Source organism: Serratia sp. TSA_130.1 (genome assembly GCF_052691795.1).
The window spans coordinates 553,040-569,867 of the sequence record NZ_JBQZFS010000001.1 but is presented as its reverse complement, the minus strand read 5'-3'; the positions used below and the strand labels follow the sequence as shown (position 1 = coordinate 569,867).

The window sequence follows — 16,828 nt, the reverse complement described above, 5'->3', positions numbered from 1 at the left end:
CCTTGCTGTGAATGTGCGCCGACTCAGTCGCGGATGAGAAACCGTTCCGCATCCGCCAGCGAATGCAGCAGGGTGGTTTCCTGCGGTGAGCCAATCCAGACGGCGATAGCGCTGTAGTTATCGCTGTTATTGTTTTTCTTCCATGCCTGCTGCATCAGGGCGATCCACTCGCTGGGGGAGTTGACCATGTGCAGCGACTGTTCCAGTTCGGCCTGGCTGAAGCTGTGCCAGAAGCCGTCGGTGCACAGCAGGAAAACGTCGCCGTCTTCCAGCTGCAGCACGTCGCTGTAGGTGGCGTCGCGCTCTTCGTTGAGCCCCAGCGCGAAATACAGCAGGTTGCTGTTGATGCCGTTGGTCTGATAACCGGCGTCCTGCATCTGTTGGATCAGGCTGTGGTCGGTGGTGACGGCATGCAGGTAGCCGCGGCGGAACAGGTACAGGCGGCTGTCGCCGGCGTGCGCCCAGTAGGCCAGCTGGTAATCGCGATCGATAAACAGACTGACCAGCGTGGTGCCCATCTTGCTGTATTCGTCCGACTGCCGCTGCTGCTGGTGGATGGCGGCATTGGCGCGCGTAATGTGCTGACGAATGCTCTGGGCGTTAAGGTGCTTTTCGCCGTCGAAGTTTTGCAAAATGGTGTCGCGCGCCAGTTTGGCGGCGATATCGCCGCCCGGAAAACCGGCGATGCCGTCGCACACCACGAAGCAGGCGGCGCGGTTGCCGAGCACCTCGCCGGTCTGATCCTGGTTGGAGGCGCGGCCGCCCTGATTGGAGGTAGAGGCTATGGTGATATTCATTACGCGTCCGGTTTGGTCTGTGAGTCTTTGTATTGATTCACTTCAACGTCATAGGCGTGCAGGAAGGCTTCGCCGAACAGAGTGTGGAAATCGTCCTCGATTTCGCCGGAGGTTTGCTGATAGTTCTTCACAAAGTAGTCCCACAGCGCGGCCTTGCGGTTGGCGGGCAGCGACAGACGCGGCGCCACGCCTTCCTTGCGCGCTTCCTCTTCGAGGCGCTCCGGGTTGAACGACTGCAGCATGGCGGCGATGATGGCGCGAATGCCGGCGATCATCCCCAGCTGGTGCGCCTGCAGGTCGATCAGCGCATCGCGCACCGCCTGTTCCGGCGGCATAAAGCCCGGCATCTGGCTGCCGAACATCTGCATCAGCACCGTTTTCCCCGAAGGCAGCAGTTTGAACGGGTTGTTGGCCTCGTCGAGGATCATGGTCATCTCAGCCTTCACGCCGCGCTTGAGGATCGAGCGGGATGAGAGCAGGGCGACGGTGCCTTGCGAGAACAGGCTCAGCAGGCGGCCGGCCTGGCGGATCTGTTGTTCGTCGAAATGCGGCTGCGGCTGCAGATCGTCGAGACCGATGCCTTGCAACAGCGCCGTCAGCAGCGGCCCCTCCAAGGTGTCACCATTCGGCGCGGCGGCGTGCTGCCGCTGGGCGGACTGGTAGGCGACCGGATCGATGCCCAGGCGGTTGCCCTGGCGCGGGCGCGGAGGTTGCGCAGGCGGTTCCTGCTGGCTGAACTGCGGCGCAGGTTGGGGTTGCGGCTCGGGCGTCTGCACGGGCGGCGGCGTCGGCTGTGGGCGCGGCGCTTGCGGTTGTGCGGCGATCGGCGGCGCGGGCGGCTGTACCAGTTCCTCCGGCTGAGCCAGCGGCACGGCGCCGCCCATCAACAGCCCCAGCGGGTCGTTGCTGTTTAACGTCTCTGGCGAAGCGGGCGCGGATGAACCGCCGAACAGCGCCAGCGGATCCAGCTCTTGTTCCGGTTGCTGCGCATTCTGGACGGGGGGAGCCGGGCGCGGTGGCGCAGCCTGCTCCGCCAGCAGCGCGCTGGGGGTGGTGTCGGCCAGGATATGCTCACGCTCAAAAGTGGAGTCGGTGTTGAATAGGGCGGCCGGATCGGTTTGCTGTTGCTGCAATTGGCGCAGATCGACATCGCCCGCCAGCTGCGCCAGCGGATCGGCCGGGTTCAGCTCGCGAGCGGGGGTATCCAGCAGCGGATGATTGTCCGGATTGGCGATCGGCGGCGGTGTGACGGCGGCCGGCGCGTTCGGCGTAAATTCTTCCACCAGGCTGTCCCAGATTTCGTTGGGGATAGGCGCGGCGGATTTTTCTTTGGCGGCGGCAGCAGGGGCCGCAGCAGCGGCAACGGCCTTGGCCACCGGTTGAGCCTGCGGCGCGGCGTGCTGTTGCAGCGCGCTGACTTCAATCTGGTAATCGTCGATGCCGAGCACGTCGCCATCCTGCAGTTCAACCTGGCGGCCACGCTCCAGCGGAATATCGTTCAGCAGCACGCGGGTGACGTTGCCGCGATTGGTGATGCGGCATTCGCCGTCAGAGGAAATGTGCACGATCGCCTGCAGACGGGAAATGGCGCGCTCTTCGTCCGGCAGCACCAGGTTGTTGTCCACGCTACGGCCGATGGTGCCGCCCGGCGGCAGAAAATCGCAACTGCTTTGCGGCGGAACCTGGCCGCTTTTATTTTTTACAATGGAAAATCGCATAAGGCATTCCTGCTGATGGGGATTTTAGACTGCTTTGGGCGTATGTTGATTTAGTCATCTAATCAGATGGCTAACTTCGATTCTTTTCTTCTTTGCAATAGGTGTTTTTTGGTAGTTGAGTTAAGTAGATAAAGGTGAACATCAAACTGCCGTAGTGAATAGAGTCATAGTTATCGTTGCCTATTGGGTAGAAAAGATTAAGAAAATCATTTCCATATGCAAAAATTGAGAGCTGTAGGACTCCCATAACAACAACAATGAGACAGTTGAAAACAAACAATGGATAATTGTGTTTGCGTGCCGATATTTTTTTTAAGTAATATAATGCCACTAAAATTATGAGTGACAATGAAAAGTAGGAAAAGAAGAATCCATATGAGTAAGTTGATAGCGTGACGTCTGGAGTCATTTTCTTTGGTTGTCCTTTATGAGTTCGTACATCCCGCTGCCGGTTGTTAAATCTGATATAACCTCAATCGTCAAACCTGTTCGGCCCATCTCTTGCCAACCACGAATAAAGTCGCTATTGATATTCCTATATAATCTCCAGGCATCTGGTTTTAATGTTTTCCTGATCATTCCATATCCAGATAGGCTAAGATCTACAGTGCCATAAATTGTATCCGCAGCATCCTGACTATATCCTAGTGCTTTTGCAGTATATCGATAGGCATTTCTGACACTGCCTGATTTATCTTTTCGGAAAAGTAAATAGTAACCGTTTTCATAAATATTGTTAGTACCTTGAGCAATCAGCGGTAAGCCAAAACCGCCACACGCCATACCGAGAGTCGCTGCACAAGTACCGACTCCGGCGAATATTTGTGTTCCTCCACCGACAAAACCTATCTGCTTCAAAATAAGGTTGGTGGTGTTGTTACTCTTCTTTTTTTCTATTGATATATAGAGCGTATTTCTTCCTGCGTCGATAGCAAAAGCTTGGCGTTTAAGATGATTAGTCTCGTCTTCAATGTCCCTGATTGCCCCAGCGTAGGATGTGCAGTGTATACTGATATCCCTTTGTGCAAACTGAATAAGTTGGTCTATTTCCAGTGAGAAATTAGCTCTTGATTCGTTGGTGTATAGATACTGTCGTGAAAACGTTCTTGATAGTTTTTTGAGTTCATCGACAGATCTATCCAGATCTGCTTTTGTTTTGTATTGCATCAGGATTCCTTTCCTATTTTTCTAAACTAACATTTATTATATGTAAGGATGCGTATTTATTATCAGTTGTCGTCTTTCCCTTGGTACTTCTTGATGATGGCTTGCAACGCTTGGCTATGTACAAGATCGATGCACTTGGCCATCGTCATCGGCTCCCCAGACATGCTGTCATAGGGCTTTGCCAGAAATTCTTTTGCCAGCGCCCTGACGGCGGTATGCGCCTCCAGAGAATAATCGCCGAACTCCATGTAACCCCGAGCAGCGGCTGCGGCATCGTTTTTGACTTCTTTTGCTGAGTACCCCTCGGCGATACAGACGCTAAGCGCGTAGTTTTTGAGGTACTCGGCAGAGGAGTACTTTTCGTTGGCGGAAGCTTCAGTATTCAATACCGCCAACATGAGTAGGAACGCAGTTTTAATCGTGTGACGTAAGTGCATCGATTCGTTTTTGCATCGTATCGGCCAGGCAATCTTTGTCATCTCGGCATTTATCCCTTTGCAGTAACCAAGATTTTTGCGTGCTGTTTAAAGAGGCTGCCAGTTTTTTATCTCCTACATCGGTCGCCTGCTTTTTTGCCAACAGCCAAGCTTGAGAAACGCTTTTGTCATAGGCGGATAAATTGAAGTCTGAGCAGATAGTTTTTTCAACAACGCTTGTAGATTTAGCGCAGTCAAAAGACGCTACAGGTTTAGGATCTTTCGGTAACCGTTCTAATTGCAGTAGCGAACCATCGTACCAATTAACCAGCATTTTTTGTGGATTGAGAGCGGCAAAGCTGGAGCCTGCACCATTATCGGATGGGCCGAATGATCCGGAGTGACAAGCGATCTTGAAAAGAGAGACTTCTGCTTGGCCGTTTTCTTTCAATGCATAGTTTTTAGCCGAGATGCTTTTATCTCCGCCCATCGACTTGCCGATGAATTGATTTAGCGTGCTTCTCTCAATACTTAAGGTTGGCGCTGTGCAGACGTCTTTTTCCGGCAGATTGTTTTCTATTGATTGAGCGGAAATATTGATCACTCTTCCTAGTAATCGAGGATCGTTAAATTGATAGCTAAGCGTGCGGGTAGTCTCATTGTCTATGTTGACCTGAGTCACTTGCCATAAGCCATCAATAGTTGATGATGTTGGGGCATTAACGTTTTTTTCTGCTGCGTATGTACTGAACGATAATAAGACGCTACTGATGAGAAATTGATGTTTACTCAATTGAGTGATGTCCTTATCTCTGCAAAATACTGTCCTTAGTTTGCTAATAAACCTCCCCATAATGGGGAGGTTGTATAACAATTAAGCTTCGCGGTTTTCCTTGATGTTCCAACCTGCGCTGCTTTCGGCGCCTTTGCCGCCTTTGTCGCTCTGCTCCCAGTACTGCTGTTTCACTTTCGCCGCCTGGAAGGAGTAGGTGACGCCCACGGTGTCTTCGCCGCCTGCACCGGTGTACTGCACGGCGGTGACCAGCACGTCTTCCAGGGTGATTTTTGCGTATTCAACCTGGGTGCCGCCCGCCTTGCAAACCGACAGCTCAATCTTGGTCAGGTGTTTGCCGCTTGAGCAGTGTTTCAGCAAGGCCGGGGTTGACTTGTCGATCAGCGCGTTGACGTGCAGATCGTTGAAGCACACTTTACCGGCGCCACCGCCGCCGCCAACGCCCATATTGCCCGGTTGAGAAGCGCCCCAGGAGAAAGAAGTAATGTCGGTCCAGCCTTTGTGATTCGAATCTTTGGATTCGCCGCTGGCACCTTCAACTTTCAGGAACATATCAATAGCCATAGTTTCTTCACTCTTTATTAAGGGTTAACAGTAGTATTAACGTTACGTTGAAAAACTCAGGTAATAGCAGCAGGAATTGCAAGTGTGGTAATGCATTACCAATTTATATCCTTGTGCCATGCACCTTCTTAAATACCGAAAACTATCGGTACGGGTTACCGAGCCACTATTAAGTGCTAATGGCTCAATGCTTGATTATTTCGCGTTATCTTGATTCCACGTGCGATCTGGATTGCCTGCAATGAGCTGTCGGGAAAGCTTGTCCAATTCCGGACTATGGTACAACCGCAGGCAGTTTAAGGTGACACCTTGACTCTTGCCTTTGGTTTCACTGTGAAACTCATTGACTCTGGATTTATATTTGCCGATGAGAGCATTGATTTTCTCATCACCTGATTCGATATCGAATGGCATCCATTCTCTCATCGCATTCGCCGTTCTGGCTGCATCAAGAGAGAACGCTTTATCCGAATCGGAGACCTGTGCCAGGCAGCGTGACAATGCCAGTTCTTTTACGACCTGGTGATAAGGCATCTGTTTGATAAATGCCACCGGATCTTGAATGTCCTTGGCGAGCGATGACTGCGAGAGCCCCAACAAGGTAGTTGCCAATCCGATTGTGATTAACTTGTTCATGGCAACTCCCAAAAATTGGCTCGCGGAGTAGAGTAATTGGTTCCGGGCTCATTGAAATAGCAATGATCTGAACAACTGTTTCCGTTCCAGAAAGTGGCGTGCCCGCCCGCATTTCCCCAACCTGATACTTCAAAAAGTATTAATCCTTTTTTGTTGGCCAGTTGCGTAACAGGTAATTGAGGGTAATTAACAATCATGTCAGGTTTTCCCCACGTTTTAGTCAGGTAGGGAATCAAATCCCGCACGCGGAAAAAGTACCATTTTTTATCTGCGCCTGAGACGGTTAACTGACCTATTCTGGGAACTGGATGGCCTGTGTAATTGAGCACGTAACTCATCCTTACGGCACAGCTGTTTTCCCAGCCACCTGATTCGGCGGGTATCTCAAAGTTTCGTTTTACGGCACCGCCAATCGTATTTTTAACTTTTCCCAGAGGATCGTTTGGATCATAAATATTTTTAGCCGCAGTCCAGGCAGCCAGAAAACGGGGTCTTGTTCCCATGATTTACCTCCATGTTTTATTTATCAGGCCGCACTATCGCGGCCTGACTTCAGTCCATCAGGACGCGTCGTTTTGTTTCAGCGAAGGCAGCTTCGACACCAGGCGCAGGGAGACGGTCAGGCCTTCCAGCTGGTAGTGCGGGCGCAGGAAGAACTTGGCGCTGTAGTAGCCCGGGTTGTCTTCGATCTCTTCCACCTGCACTTCCGCCGCGGCCAGCGGTTTGCGCGACTTGGTTTCCTGCGATGAGTTGGCCGGATCGCCGTCCACGTAGTTCATGATCCAGTCATTCAGCCAGCGCTCCATATCGTCGCGCTCGCGGAAGGAGCCAATTTTGTCGCGCACGATGCACTTCAGATAGTGCGCGAAGCGGCAGCAGGCGAACAGGTATGGCAGGCGCGCGGAAAGCTGGGCGTTGGCGGAGGCGTCGGCGTCGTAGTATTCCGCCGGCTTCTGCAGCGACTGCGCGCCGATAAAGGCGGCGAAGTCGGAGTTTTTGCGGTGCACCAGCGGCATAAAGCCGTTTTTGGCCAGCTCGGCTTCGCGACGATCGCTGATGGCGATCTCGGTCGGGCACTTCATGTCCACGCCGCCGTCGTCGCTCGGGAAGGTATGGCACGGCAGGTTCTCCACCGCGCCGCCGGATTCCACCCCTCGAATGGCGGTGCACCAACCGAACTCTTTGAACGAACGGTTGATGTTGGCGGCCATGGCGTAGGCGGCGTTGGTCCAGGTGTAGTTGCCGTGGGTCGCGCCGTCGGTATCTTCTTCGAAGTCAAACTCGTCCACCGGATTGGTGCGGATGCCATACGGCAGGCGCGCCAGGAAGCGCGGCATCACCAGGCCCAGGTAGCGCGCGTCTTCCGATTCGCGCAGGCTGCGCCAGGCGGCGTATTCGGTGTTCTGGAAAATCTTGGTCAGATCGCGCGGGTTGGAGAGCTCCTGCCAGGACTCCATCTGCATCACGCTTGGCGCGGTGCCGGCGATGAACGGGCAGTGTGAGGCGGCGCCGATCTTGGCCATTTCACCCAGCAGCTCCACGTCCTGCGGGCTGTGATCGAAGTAGTAGTCGCCCACCAGGCAGCCGAAGGGCTCGCCGCCGAACTGGCCATACTCTTCTTCGTAGATTTTCTTGAAGATCGGGCTCTGATCCCAGCCCACGCCTTTATAACGCTTCAGCGTGCGGCCCAGCTCCTGCTTGGAAATGCTCATGAAACGGATCTTCAGCATCTCGTCGGTTTCAGAGTTGTTGACCAGGTAGTGCAGGCCGTGCCACGCGCCTTCCAGCTTCTGGAAATCGTCGTGGTGAATGATCTGGTTGATCTGCTGCGACAGCTTTTCGTCGATTTCCGCGATCAGCGCCTGGATGGTGCGGTAGGCGTCGGAAGAAACGGTGACGGTATTTTCCAGCGCCTGCTGCGCCAGAGTTTTCACCGCGTTCTCGACCGCTTCTTTGGCCTGATCGGTCTTCGGCCGGAACTCTTTGTTCAACAGCGCGCTGAACTCATCGCTGGAAAAAGTCTCGGTGGTTTGCAACGCATTTTGTTGCTGAGGCGAGTTGCTCATCGATTAATCCTCACGCTCGTTGTTGTCATCGTTAACCGCCGGCTTCGGCGCGTCGGTCAGGGATTTCAGCAGCGCCGGGTTTTGCAGGATCTTGGAGATCAGCTCCTCGGCGCCGTTTTTACCGTCCATGTAGGACAGCAGGTTGGAAAGCTGGGTGCGGGCGTCCAGCAGATTGTCCAGCGCGTCGACCTTGCGGGCGATAGCGGCGGGGGAGAAGTCTTCCATGCTTTCGAAGGTCAGATCGATGTTCAGCTTGCCTTCGCCGGTCAGGGTATTGTCAACCTGATAAGCGACGCGCGGCTTCAGCGATTTCATGCGCTCGTCGAAGTTGTCGACGTCGATTTCCATGAACTTGCGCTCCTCCACGCTGGCTTGCGGATCGACCGCTTTCCCCACCAGATCCGCCATCACGCCCATCACGAACGGCAGCTGGATTTTGCGCTCTGCGCCATAAATTTCGACATCGTATTCAATCTGTACGCGCGGCGCGCGGTTGCGGGCGATGAATTTCTGCCCGCTGCGGGATTTCGAGTTTGACATGATTTACTCCATCTAATGGCGATTGGGAACGCGCCTCGTCCGGCTGGGAGAGTCAGGTTCTGATTCGGGTCTGCGCAGGGGCAGACGGTATCGGGTGTCGTCAAGAGAACAAAAGTCGGCGGCTAGCTGTTCTCCTCGTTGTCGGGGCGACCGAGAATGGTCTCCAGTTGGTTAAGCCCATCGGGCGCCAAATCGCGGACGATTTGCATAAAGTCCAGCGTAATCAGTCGCTGTACCCGATCGATCATCAGCGGCGCCGGGTGGCTTGGCTCATGAAGACGAAAATAGTTTTTCACCTTGTCCAGCATCAGCTGGGCGTCATCGCGCGACTGGATCTGCGCGCTGCGCCAGTTGAGTGAGGCAGAGGCGCTCTGCACGGCGGCCGGTGGCTGCTCAGCGGCGGTTTCCTGTGTGGCGTCCGCTTCGGTGGCGGCCGGGGCCTCGCTCTGGCCGGCAAGCGCCACCAGCGAAAAGACCTTGGTCAGCGCGCTCATTTCCGGCAGCGCGCTTTCACCCAGATGGCGGGTGACTTCGCTGCGAATGGCGGCCAGGGAGTTGGCGATATGCATCACCAGCGCGCCTTCGGGGCGATCCTGTTGCGCCAGCTCATCCTGCAGCCGTGCGCGGCCGCCGGGAAAGTTGGGGCACTCTTGCTTGCTGCCGTCGAGCAGGGCGCCGGCATCGCGCAGCGAGATTTCACCGGCGGCGCTTTTCAGCAGCGGCGCGGCGCGCACGCTGGCGGCCAGCGCGGCCTTGTCACCAAGGTCGGCCAGCGCGTTGATGCGAAACAGCGGGTCGGCCTCACCGTCGAACTCCAGCGGCGGCTGCAGGGCATCCCAGTAGCGGAGTATCGCCTGGTGGATCAGCGTCAGCCCGTCGGCATAGCCCGGCAATCCGCGCAGCTGGGTCCAGGCGCGGGTGAGATACAGCATGACGCGCAGGTCTTTGGTGCGCGCCAGCAGCGAGCTTGCGAGACGCTCGACCTGCACCCAATCCGGCGCCTCTTCCGGAATGATGGTGCTGCCGAATTGCTGTTCGGCTTTGCCGGTGGCGGCGCGCGCCATGGCCAGAAAGTCGGCGTCGTATTCCAGGTTGTCGCCGCAGGGCGTGTCCGCGTCAACCGGGGCCAGCAGGGTATCGGTGTCGATAGCCATAAGATTTCCTTCAACGAGCGATGTTAATCAAACATTTGCGGGTACTGGCCGCCGCGGCCTGGGCGCGCCCAGCCGTTGGGTTCGAACAGCAATGAAAACAGCTGCACGGTGAGGTTGCCGCTGTGCACGTGGGTGTAGAGCGGGTGCCCGTCGGCCTGATTGGTCCACCAAAAGCTGGTGTACTGCGCCGGATCGAAACAGTCGGCGGCCTGCTGCCAGCCGAGGCCCGGTACGTCCGGATGCTGGAAACCGATAATCGACAAGATCTCGGAGTCCGTTTCCGCCGGCGGGCTGGGCAGCGCCGGGATCGCCTGCAGCGTGCGGTCGATCTGTTCGGCGGAGAAGCCGTTGCGCACGCCGTTCAGCAGGGTATGGCCGAGCTGTTGGTACCAGCTCGCCGCCATGTTCAGCTGTTGCGGGCGCCAATCCTGTTGGCTGAACAGGCGCAGCGCGCAGATGGGGTAACGCCGCCCGACGCGGTCGCGCGCCGGCAACAGGCAGCCCATCTGCACGTACTGGCTGCCGAGCGTGGCGGGGATCACGAAGTTCCACACCGGCGCGTTGCTGAACGGGTGATCGTTTGGCCCCTGCGCATCGCGCTGCAAATTCACCAGCCCGTTATGGAACCAGTGGGCCCAGTTGTTGACCACCGGGTCAGGCAAACGGCGTTGCAGGAAGTCACCGGCGGAAGGAAGTTTGCCGTACCAGCCGATGCTCGTCGGGGCGCTTGAATCAGTGCTCATGGTCATGTCCTTTCGGGGCTACGGGCACGAGAAGGCCGGCAGTTGGAACGGATTGCGAATGCTGTTGGGCGTGAACTCCAGCGTGACGCGGTGGCCGTCGAGATTGAACGTCGCCTGACGGCCGAGGCCGCCGGTGCCCGAAGACTGCGCCATATCCACCAGGCGGTTCAGCGCCCACGGCCCGCTGGTCACCAGACTGGCGGTGGTGCCGTTGGCCAGCGCCAGCTGCAGATGCACCTGGTTGGTATTGCGGGTGCCCGGCCAGCTGACCACCAGCGGCACCTGCGGGCCGTGGCTGTATTTGAACAGCTGCCCGTCGATATCCAGCGTCAGGTTGAGGATGTCGTTATCCATCCGCACCGGCCGCACGGTCACGCGGTAAGAGGGCGTCGCCGTGCCGTTGGCGAAAAAGGCGTCGCGGATGCGCTGCGCCTGCTGGAACGACCGCAGGATGCCTTCGCCGCCGGGCAGCGTCTTGCCGTCCACGCCGGGCGTGAAACGCCAGTTGGCGCGGGTGGTATCGACCTTGCCCTGCAGGTTGTCGCGGAAGAAGCTGTCCATCAGCCCGCTGTTCGGCGCGAACATGCGCGCCAAATCGTCCGGCGTCACTTCCTGGCGCGCCCGGGCCACCAACGGATAACGCCCGGCGATCGCCTGGCGGCAGAAGCTGCCGACCTCGAAGCTGATGCGCTTTTTCACGTTCTCCATCTCTTTGCGCTGGGTGTCGCTGCTGGCGCCGATCGCCAGCGACAGCAGCATCTGTTTGAACGGCACCGGCAAGCGGCCGGATTCGGCCTGCAGGCGCGGGATGATGTCGCTCGGCGGCGCCGACATGCCGCTGTTGGCCGCGCCTTGCACCGCCGTCAGGTAGCTGTACAGCTCATCGACCTGTTTCAGCACGCTGTCGAAAGGGATCGCCTTATTGCCTTCGCCCTGGCTTTGCGCCAGCTCAAGCAGCGGCGCGAAGTGCGCCATCACCAGCTGTTCCGGCTGGGCCGACACGTCGCCGTCGGCGTTGGCCGGCCGGTTGGTGAACAGCGCCTCCAGCGTGCGGTTGGCGTTTTGATTCAGCTTGTCTTCGGTTTTGGCCAGCAGCGAGCGGGAATCGGCGTCGCTTTTCTCGTCGCGCAGGGTGACGTTTTTGCTGACGTTAACCAGCAGATTGCGCATCGGCGACGGATTGCCGGACAGCAGGCGCGCGCTGCTGATGCGCTGGGTCAGGTTGCCGATGTTGGCCAGTTGGATATCGCCCAGCAGCTCATCCCAGGCGCTGATAAAGTCCTGCATGTACAGCTGACGGATGGTCTTGGTCAGATCGGCGCTTTTCTGCTCCGGCGTCTGGCTGTTCAACACCCAGACGTCTTCCTTGCGCAGGGTATCGGTCACCGGATCGATGTTGTCGTTGAACGCTTTCCAATACCCCTGTGAGGTGAACAGGCCCGGCACGCCGTCGGTCACCGGTTTGCCGCTTTTGCGGCTGAATGCCAGTTCGGTCTGCGGACCGGCCAAATCGACCAGGCTGACCGGCTTGATGTCGGTCTGTTTCAGCAGCAGACGCTTAAGGCGGCCGTAGACGCGTTGCGACAGCGGCGCCCGATTGAGCGCGGCCTGCGCCTGCGCCACCAACGGCTCGTCTTTGGCGTAAGGCGAGGCCTGGATCTGCGTATCCAGCAGTTGGCTCAGGTGCCATTCGATCTGCTGCAGCTGTTTTTGGGTACTGCCCTGCGGCAGGTTGCGCTGCAGGTTGAGCATCACCCAGGCGCGCAGGAATTTGCCGTCGTACTGCTTCGGCAGATACAGCATCTGGTAGGCCTTCAGCGCTTCATAGCTGAAGTCCGCGTCGCCGTGGTTATCGTTGCGCAGCGTGGCGGCGATCTGTTGCGCCACCTGCGGCAGCAGCAGTTCTTTCAGCGCTTTTTGGTACAGGGCATTGCCGGCGTCGCCGACCTGATCGCCGCGGAACAATCCCATGCGATAGGTGAACGGCGGATCGTCCAGCGAAAAGTTCTGGCTGTCCGGCAGATGCAGCAGGCTGTTGAGGAACGGCAGCAGCGAGAACATATCGCCGTTGCCCAACTGGGTCAGGCTTTGCCCCTGGCGCTCGACGCCGGGCACCTTGGCGGCCACTTCCGCCAGATAGGCCTTGTTGTTGCCGTAGCTGGTGAACCACAACATCGCCAGCACCGCCAGGATCACCGCCAGCGCGATGTACCCTGCCCAGTGCAGGGCGCGGTTGCGGTATTCCCACCAGCGGTTGCTGCCCGCCAGCCCGGACTCCTGGAAGACCACCGATTCCAGCGTCTCTTTCAGGAAGAAGCTCTGGCCTTTGGCTGCCGGGATCGGCGTTTCCTGGCCCACGCTGTCCCAGGCCGCGTTGGCCTGCGCCCCTGAGTTGGCCGGCGGCAGCTGCAGGTAGCGGTTCAGTTCGCCCATCACTCGGTCAAACGGCAGACCTTCCTGAGTGCCGCTGGTGAAGTAGATGCCGCGCGGGGTAAAGCGGGTTTCAAAACTGGAGGTGGCGAACACCTGTTCCAGATATTGGCCGAGCAGCGGGCGCAGCGCGGCGAACTCCTGCGGGAACAGGTAGCTTTCGGCTCGTTGGCGCGCATCGTGCTCCATCAGCAGCGTATCCGGCAGCGCCGCATCCAGCCGTTGTTGCAGCAGGGCGTATTGTTGTTCGAAGGCGGCGTTCAGGTTGAAGTCCGGCTGCCGCGAGCGCTCGTAAGGGAAGGTGAATCCCCAGATCTGGTCGCGCTGCGCTTTGTCGAAGCTGCCGAAATAGGCCATAAAGCCGTTGAGCAGGTCGGTTTTGGTCACCAGCACATAGACCGGGAAGTGAATGCCCAGCTGTTCGTGCAGTTCTATCAGGCGTTTGCGCAGCGCGCTGGCCTGCGCGGCGCGCGCTTCCGCGCTGTCGCTCAGCAGATCGGCGACGCTGATGGTGACCATCACGCCGTTGATCGGCTGGCGGGTGCGATATTTTTTCAGCAGCGCGACGAAGCTTTGCCATTCGCCGGCGTCTTCTTCGCGCTGGCTTTCCTGGGTGGTGTAGCGGCCGGCGGTGTCGAGCAGCACCGCGTCGTTGGTAAACCACCAGTCGCAGTTGCGGGTGCCGCCCACGCCGCGCAGCGCGGACTTGCCGAAGCGATCCGCCAGCGGAAAATGCAGGCCGGAGTTGACCAGCGCGGTAGTTTTACCGGCGCCGGGCGCGCCGATGATCACATACCACGGCAGCTGATACAGATATTGGCGGCTGAAGCGGGTCATCCAGCGATGTTTGCCGTCGCCCTGGCCCGGGGCGAAGCGCGCCTTTTTCAACAGCTGCGCCGCTTCGTCGAAACGCTGGGCCAGCGGATCGTCTGGTTTGATCTCGGGCTTGCCGTCTTCCGCCGGCACCGCTTCGGCGGCGCGCAGATTGCTCAGCAGACGGCTGTTGAACCAGGCGCTGTAGAGGCGCGGGATCAGGCGGCACAGGAACCAAATCAGGTAGATAGCGCCGATGGCGATCTGGCGGTTGAGTTCCGGCTCCAGCGGGCGATAGTCACCGATGGCGACCAGCGGGCCGATCGTCCAGATGATGAACGCCAGCGCGGTGATGCCGACAAAGCCCCACAGCAGGCGGCTGGTGATGATGGAGAATAACGTACTGAGCATTACTTTCCGGTTCCTTGCGGCAAGCCGTTGATTTCCGCCTGGGTGTTTTCCGGGGCGACCAACAGCGTAATTTCTACCCGGCGGTTCAACGCGCGGTTCACTTTGTTATCGTTCGGCGCGACGGGGTTGCTCTCGCCGCGGCCCTCGGCCTTGACCCGCTGCGGGTTGGCGAGGTGTTTTTGCAAGCGGGCGCTGACCGCTTCGGCGCGCGCCAGCGACAGCTCCCAGTTGGAGGCGAAGCGGGCGCTGCGGATCGGCACGTTGTCGCTGTAGCCGGTGACCAGGATTTTGCCGCTGACGCCGTTCATGGCGGCGGCGATGCGGTCGATGACCGGAATATAGTTGGCGCGCACCGTGGTGGCGGCGGAGTCGAACAGCCCGTCGCCTTTGAGGATCACCACGCTTTGCTGCGCTTCGTCGCGCACCACCACCAATCCTTCGGCGATCTCCTTGCGCAGGAAACTTTTCAGGCTCAGCGTCGGCGGCGCGGCCGGCGCCGGATTACCGATCGCCACCTGCGGCAGGTTGGTTTGGTAAATCGCCGCCAGCACCGGGCTGGTGTTGTCGCCCAGCCGCCAGTTGAGGGCGATAAACAGCAGCGAAGCCAGGAAGCCGGTCAGCGCCACGCAGGCCCACAGCGGCACCAGCGGACGCCACAGTTTCTGTTGTACCGGCAGATCCAGCGCATGAGGCGACAGGGGCGGGGCGTAGCCGCCGCGCACCGACCGAATCAGCTGCAGCAGGCGCTGCTTCATGGTTTCCAACTGCGAGCGGCCGTTTTCCATCACCCGGTAGCGGCCTTCAAAGCCCAGCAGCAGGCAATAATTGATCAGCTCCAGCAGATTGATGTGCTCGCGCGGGCTCTGCGACAGCTTGGCCAGCAGCTGGAAGAACTTCTCGCCGCCCCAGGTTTCGTTATGGAAGGTCACCAGCAGCCCGCTGCCGGACCACACGCTGTTGCTGCCCCACGGGGTCAGCGCCGCCGCTTCATCCAGCGCGGTGCACAGACAATAACGCGCGCCGATGATCACTTCGTATGGCAGGTTGGCGCGTTGGCCGCGGATCTCGAAGCGGCGCATTTCGTCGATCAGCTGTTGGCGCAGCTGCGCCGGGTTGGCGTGCGTGGCCGATTGGCGGATCTGCGAAATGGCGTTCAGCAGCGGGTTGGCGGCGTCCACCAGCGGGTTGGCCGCCGGCGCCATGCTATTTTCCTGAGTCATAGGTTACCGGTCCGTATGGCTGCGAATCGCCCAAAATTCCATGTCCAGCCCCGGGAATTCGCCGGCCAGGTGCAGGGCGAAGGCGCTGGATTTTTCCATCTGTTTCCACAGGTCGCCGCCTTTTTCCAGCTCGAAATAGGTGTAGCCGGCGTGATAAGGGATCTGGCGCGGCGCGACGGGCATGGTGCGTAGACCGATGCCCGGCAGCTGCAGCTGCACCAGATCGCGGATGCGCGTGACCGGGGCGATCTTCATCTGCGCCGGGAAGTGGGTCAGCAACACCTCGGCGGCCACGTCGGCGCGCACCGCCAGCACGAAGCCGAAGTCGCGCATCATTTTGGCGTCTTGCACGGTGGCGACGTTCAGACCGTGGGAGCGCTCGACCAGCGTCAGCTGAATGGCGTTGTCCTCCAGCACCACCGACAGGCCCTGACGCAGCAACAGCATCAGCTTGCCGAAGCACAGCGCCAGATTGTCGTGGTCATACACCGGCAGGCGGCCTTCCGGGGTGCGCTGCGCCGAGAAGCTGGCGAGTTCGGTGGCGAACTGCAGCCAATCGGCGAACAGGCGCTCCGGGTGCAGATGGTCGAGGTGGTAGGCATGGCTCACCTGACCGAGATGGCGGTTGATCAGCTGCAGCAGCATGAAATCGACCATTTCGGAACTGCCGCCGCGGCCCGGTTGCAGCAGGCGTTGACTCATCTGCTGGCTGCGCTGTTGCAGCAGCCCCTGCAGATCGTTGATGAAGGTCTTCAGTACCGGGTTGCCCTGACAGTTCAGCATCGGCGGGATTTGCGCCGTATCGAGACGCAGGCTGTTGTCGCCGCGCTTTTCCAGCACGCGGGTGACGCCGAGCGCCGTCCATTCGGCGTTCAGCTCGCTCTCCAGCATCAGCCGCAGGCGCAGGCGACCGAATTGCAAGGCCGCGCTGCCCACCGAGACGGCGTTGAGATCGTCGACTTCGGTCTCGTAAGCCAGATAGCGCGCCAGCGCTTCCGGGCTTTCCTGAAAGATCACGTCTTCACGCCCCGCGCGATAGGTCGGCAGAGCCAGCACCACGTTTTCACCGGTCTTGTTGTCGGCGATGGCCAGCGGCGCGGGCGCCTGCTGGGCGCCGGAGAAGCGAAACGGCGTGCCGTCGGGCATGATGCCGCTGGCGGCGTTGAGCGCGATCTTGCCCTGGCGCAGCAGCGTTTGGTCCAGATCCAGGGTGAGAAATCCCCAGAAACAGCCGCTGTGGGCCTGGCCCCAGTTGCGCATATAGCCTTCGAGATAGTTTTCCGCCTGCTGGAAATGGTGAGGGCGCAAAAACATCCCCTCAGTCCAGACAACCTTATGAGCATCTTTCATCATCACACCT

General features: G+C 58.6%; 15 protein-coding genes. All 15 read right to left on the bottom strand.

Annotated elements, in window-relative coordinates:
• Positions 1-23 precede the first annotated feature (23 nt).
• The 15 genes from ACUTQY_RS02695 to tssK all read right to left on the bottom strand — a co-directional run bounded on the left by ACUTQY_RS02695 (position 24) and on the right by tssK (position 16,818).
• Entirely contained in the window at positions 24-797 is a 774-nt protein-coding gene (locus ACUTQY_RS02695; RefSeq protein ID WP_033643559.1) for a PP2C family protein-serine/threonine phosphatase, read from the bottom strand.
• Positions 797-2,515, bottom strand: coding sequence for a type VI secretion system-associated FHA domain protein TagH (gene tagH, locus ACUTQY_RS02690; RefSeq protein WP_046687349.1), 1,719 nt, complete (start codon positions 2,513-2,515; stop codon positions 797-799). The genes ACUTQY_RS02695 and tagH overlap by 1 nt, the downstream gene beginning before the upstream one ends.
• 405 nt (positions 2,516-2,920) lie before the next feature.
• Entirely contained in the window at positions 2,921-3,682 is a 762-nt protein-coding gene (locus ACUTQY_RS02685; RefSeq protein ID WP_033643557.1) for a DUF4225 domain-containing protein, read from the bottom strand.
• 62 nt (positions 3,683-3,744) lie between these two features.
• Positions 3,745-4,080, bottom strand: a complete 336-nt coding sequence (locus tag ACUTQY_RS02680; RefSeq protein ID WP_046687348.1) for a T6SS amidase immunity protein Tai4 family protein — start codon at positions 4,078-4,080, stop codon at positions 3,745-3,747.
• A 16-nt stretch (positions 4,081-4,096) separates the two neighbouring features.
• Positions 4,097-4,891 (bottom strand): lysozyme inhibitor LprI family protein, encoded by a 795-nt coding sequence (locus tag ACUTQY_RS02675; RefSeq protein ID WP_046688506.1) that lies wholly within the window; start codon positions 4,889-4,891, stop codon positions 4,097-4,099.
• 81 nt (positions 4,892-4,972) lie between these two features.
• Positions 4,973-5,455 carry an Hcp family type VI secretion system effector gene (locus tag ACUTQY_RS02670; protein WP_004934962.1) on the bottom strand — a complete coding sequence of 161 codons (483 nt, stop codon included), beginning with the start codon at positions 5,453-5,455 and terminating at the stop codon, positions 4,973-4,975.
• 195 nt (positions 5,456-5,650) lie between these two features.
• Positions 5,651-6,091: a T6SS amidase immunity protein Tai4 family protein gene (locus ACUTQY_RS02665; RefSeq protein WP_038876774.1), complete on the bottom strand. Its 441-nt coding sequence runs from the start codon at positions 6,089-6,091 to the stop codon at positions 5,651-5,653.
• Positions 6,088-6,594: a type VI secretion system amidase effector protein Tae4 gene (locus tag ACUTQY_RS02660; protein WP_071605363.1), complete on the bottom strand. Its 507-nt coding sequence runs from the start codon at positions 6,592-6,594 to the stop codon at positions 6,088-6,090. Before ACUTQY_RS02660 ends, ACUTQY_RS02665 begins: the two co-directional genes overlap by 4 nt.
• Before the next feature lie 57 nt (positions 6,595-6,651).
• Entirely contained in the window at positions 6,652-8,157 is a 1,506-nt protein-coding gene (tssC, locus tag ACUTQY_RS02655; protein ID WP_004934958.1) for a type VI secretion system contractile sheath large subunit, read from the bottom strand.
• A gap of 3 nt (positions 8,158-8,160) precedes the next feature.
• Positions 8,161-8,697 carry a type VI secretion system contractile sheath small subunit gene (gene tssB / locus ACUTQY_RS02650; protein WP_015378282.1) on the bottom strand — a complete coding sequence of 179 codons (537 nt, stop codon included), beginning with the start codon at positions 8,695-8,697 and terminating at the stop codon, positions 8,161-8,163.
• A gap of 122 nt (positions 8,698-8,819) precedes the next feature.
• Positions 8,820-9,851 carry a type VI secretion system protein TssA gene (gene tssA / locus ACUTQY_RS02645; protein WP_128868511.1) on the bottom strand — a complete coding sequence of 344 codons (1,032 nt, stop codon included), beginning with the start codon at positions 9,849-9,851 and terminating at the stop codon, positions 8,820-8,822.
• Positions 9,852-9,874: 23 nt separating this feature from the next.
• Entirely contained in the window at positions 9,875-10,594 is a 720-nt protein-coding gene (tagF, locus tag ACUTQY_RS02640) for a type VI secretion system-associated protein TagF (protein WP_046687346.1), read from the bottom strand.
• Between the two features lie 18 nt (positions 10,595-10,612).
• A complete protein-coding gene (gene tssM, locus ACUTQY_RS02635) occupies positions 10,613-14,248 on the bottom strand; it encodes a type VI secretion system membrane subunit TssM (protein ID WP_033643552.1) in 3,636 nt (1,211 codons plus the stop codon).
• Entirely contained in the window at positions 14,248-15,450 is a 1,203-nt protein-coding gene (locus ACUTQY_RS02630; RefSeq protein ID WP_049272050.1) for a DotU family type VI secretion system protein, read from the bottom strand. The genes tssM and ACUTQY_RS02630 overlap by 1 nt, the downstream gene beginning before the upstream one ends.
• A gap of 21 nt (positions 15,451-15,471) precedes the next feature.
• Positions 15,472-16,818, bottom strand: coding sequence for a type VI secretion system baseplate subunit TssK (gene tssK, locus ACUTQY_RS02625; protein WP_033644304.1), 1,347 nt, complete (start codon positions 16,816-16,818; stop codon positions 15,472-15,474).
• Positions 16,819-16,828 lie beyond the last annotated feature (10 nt).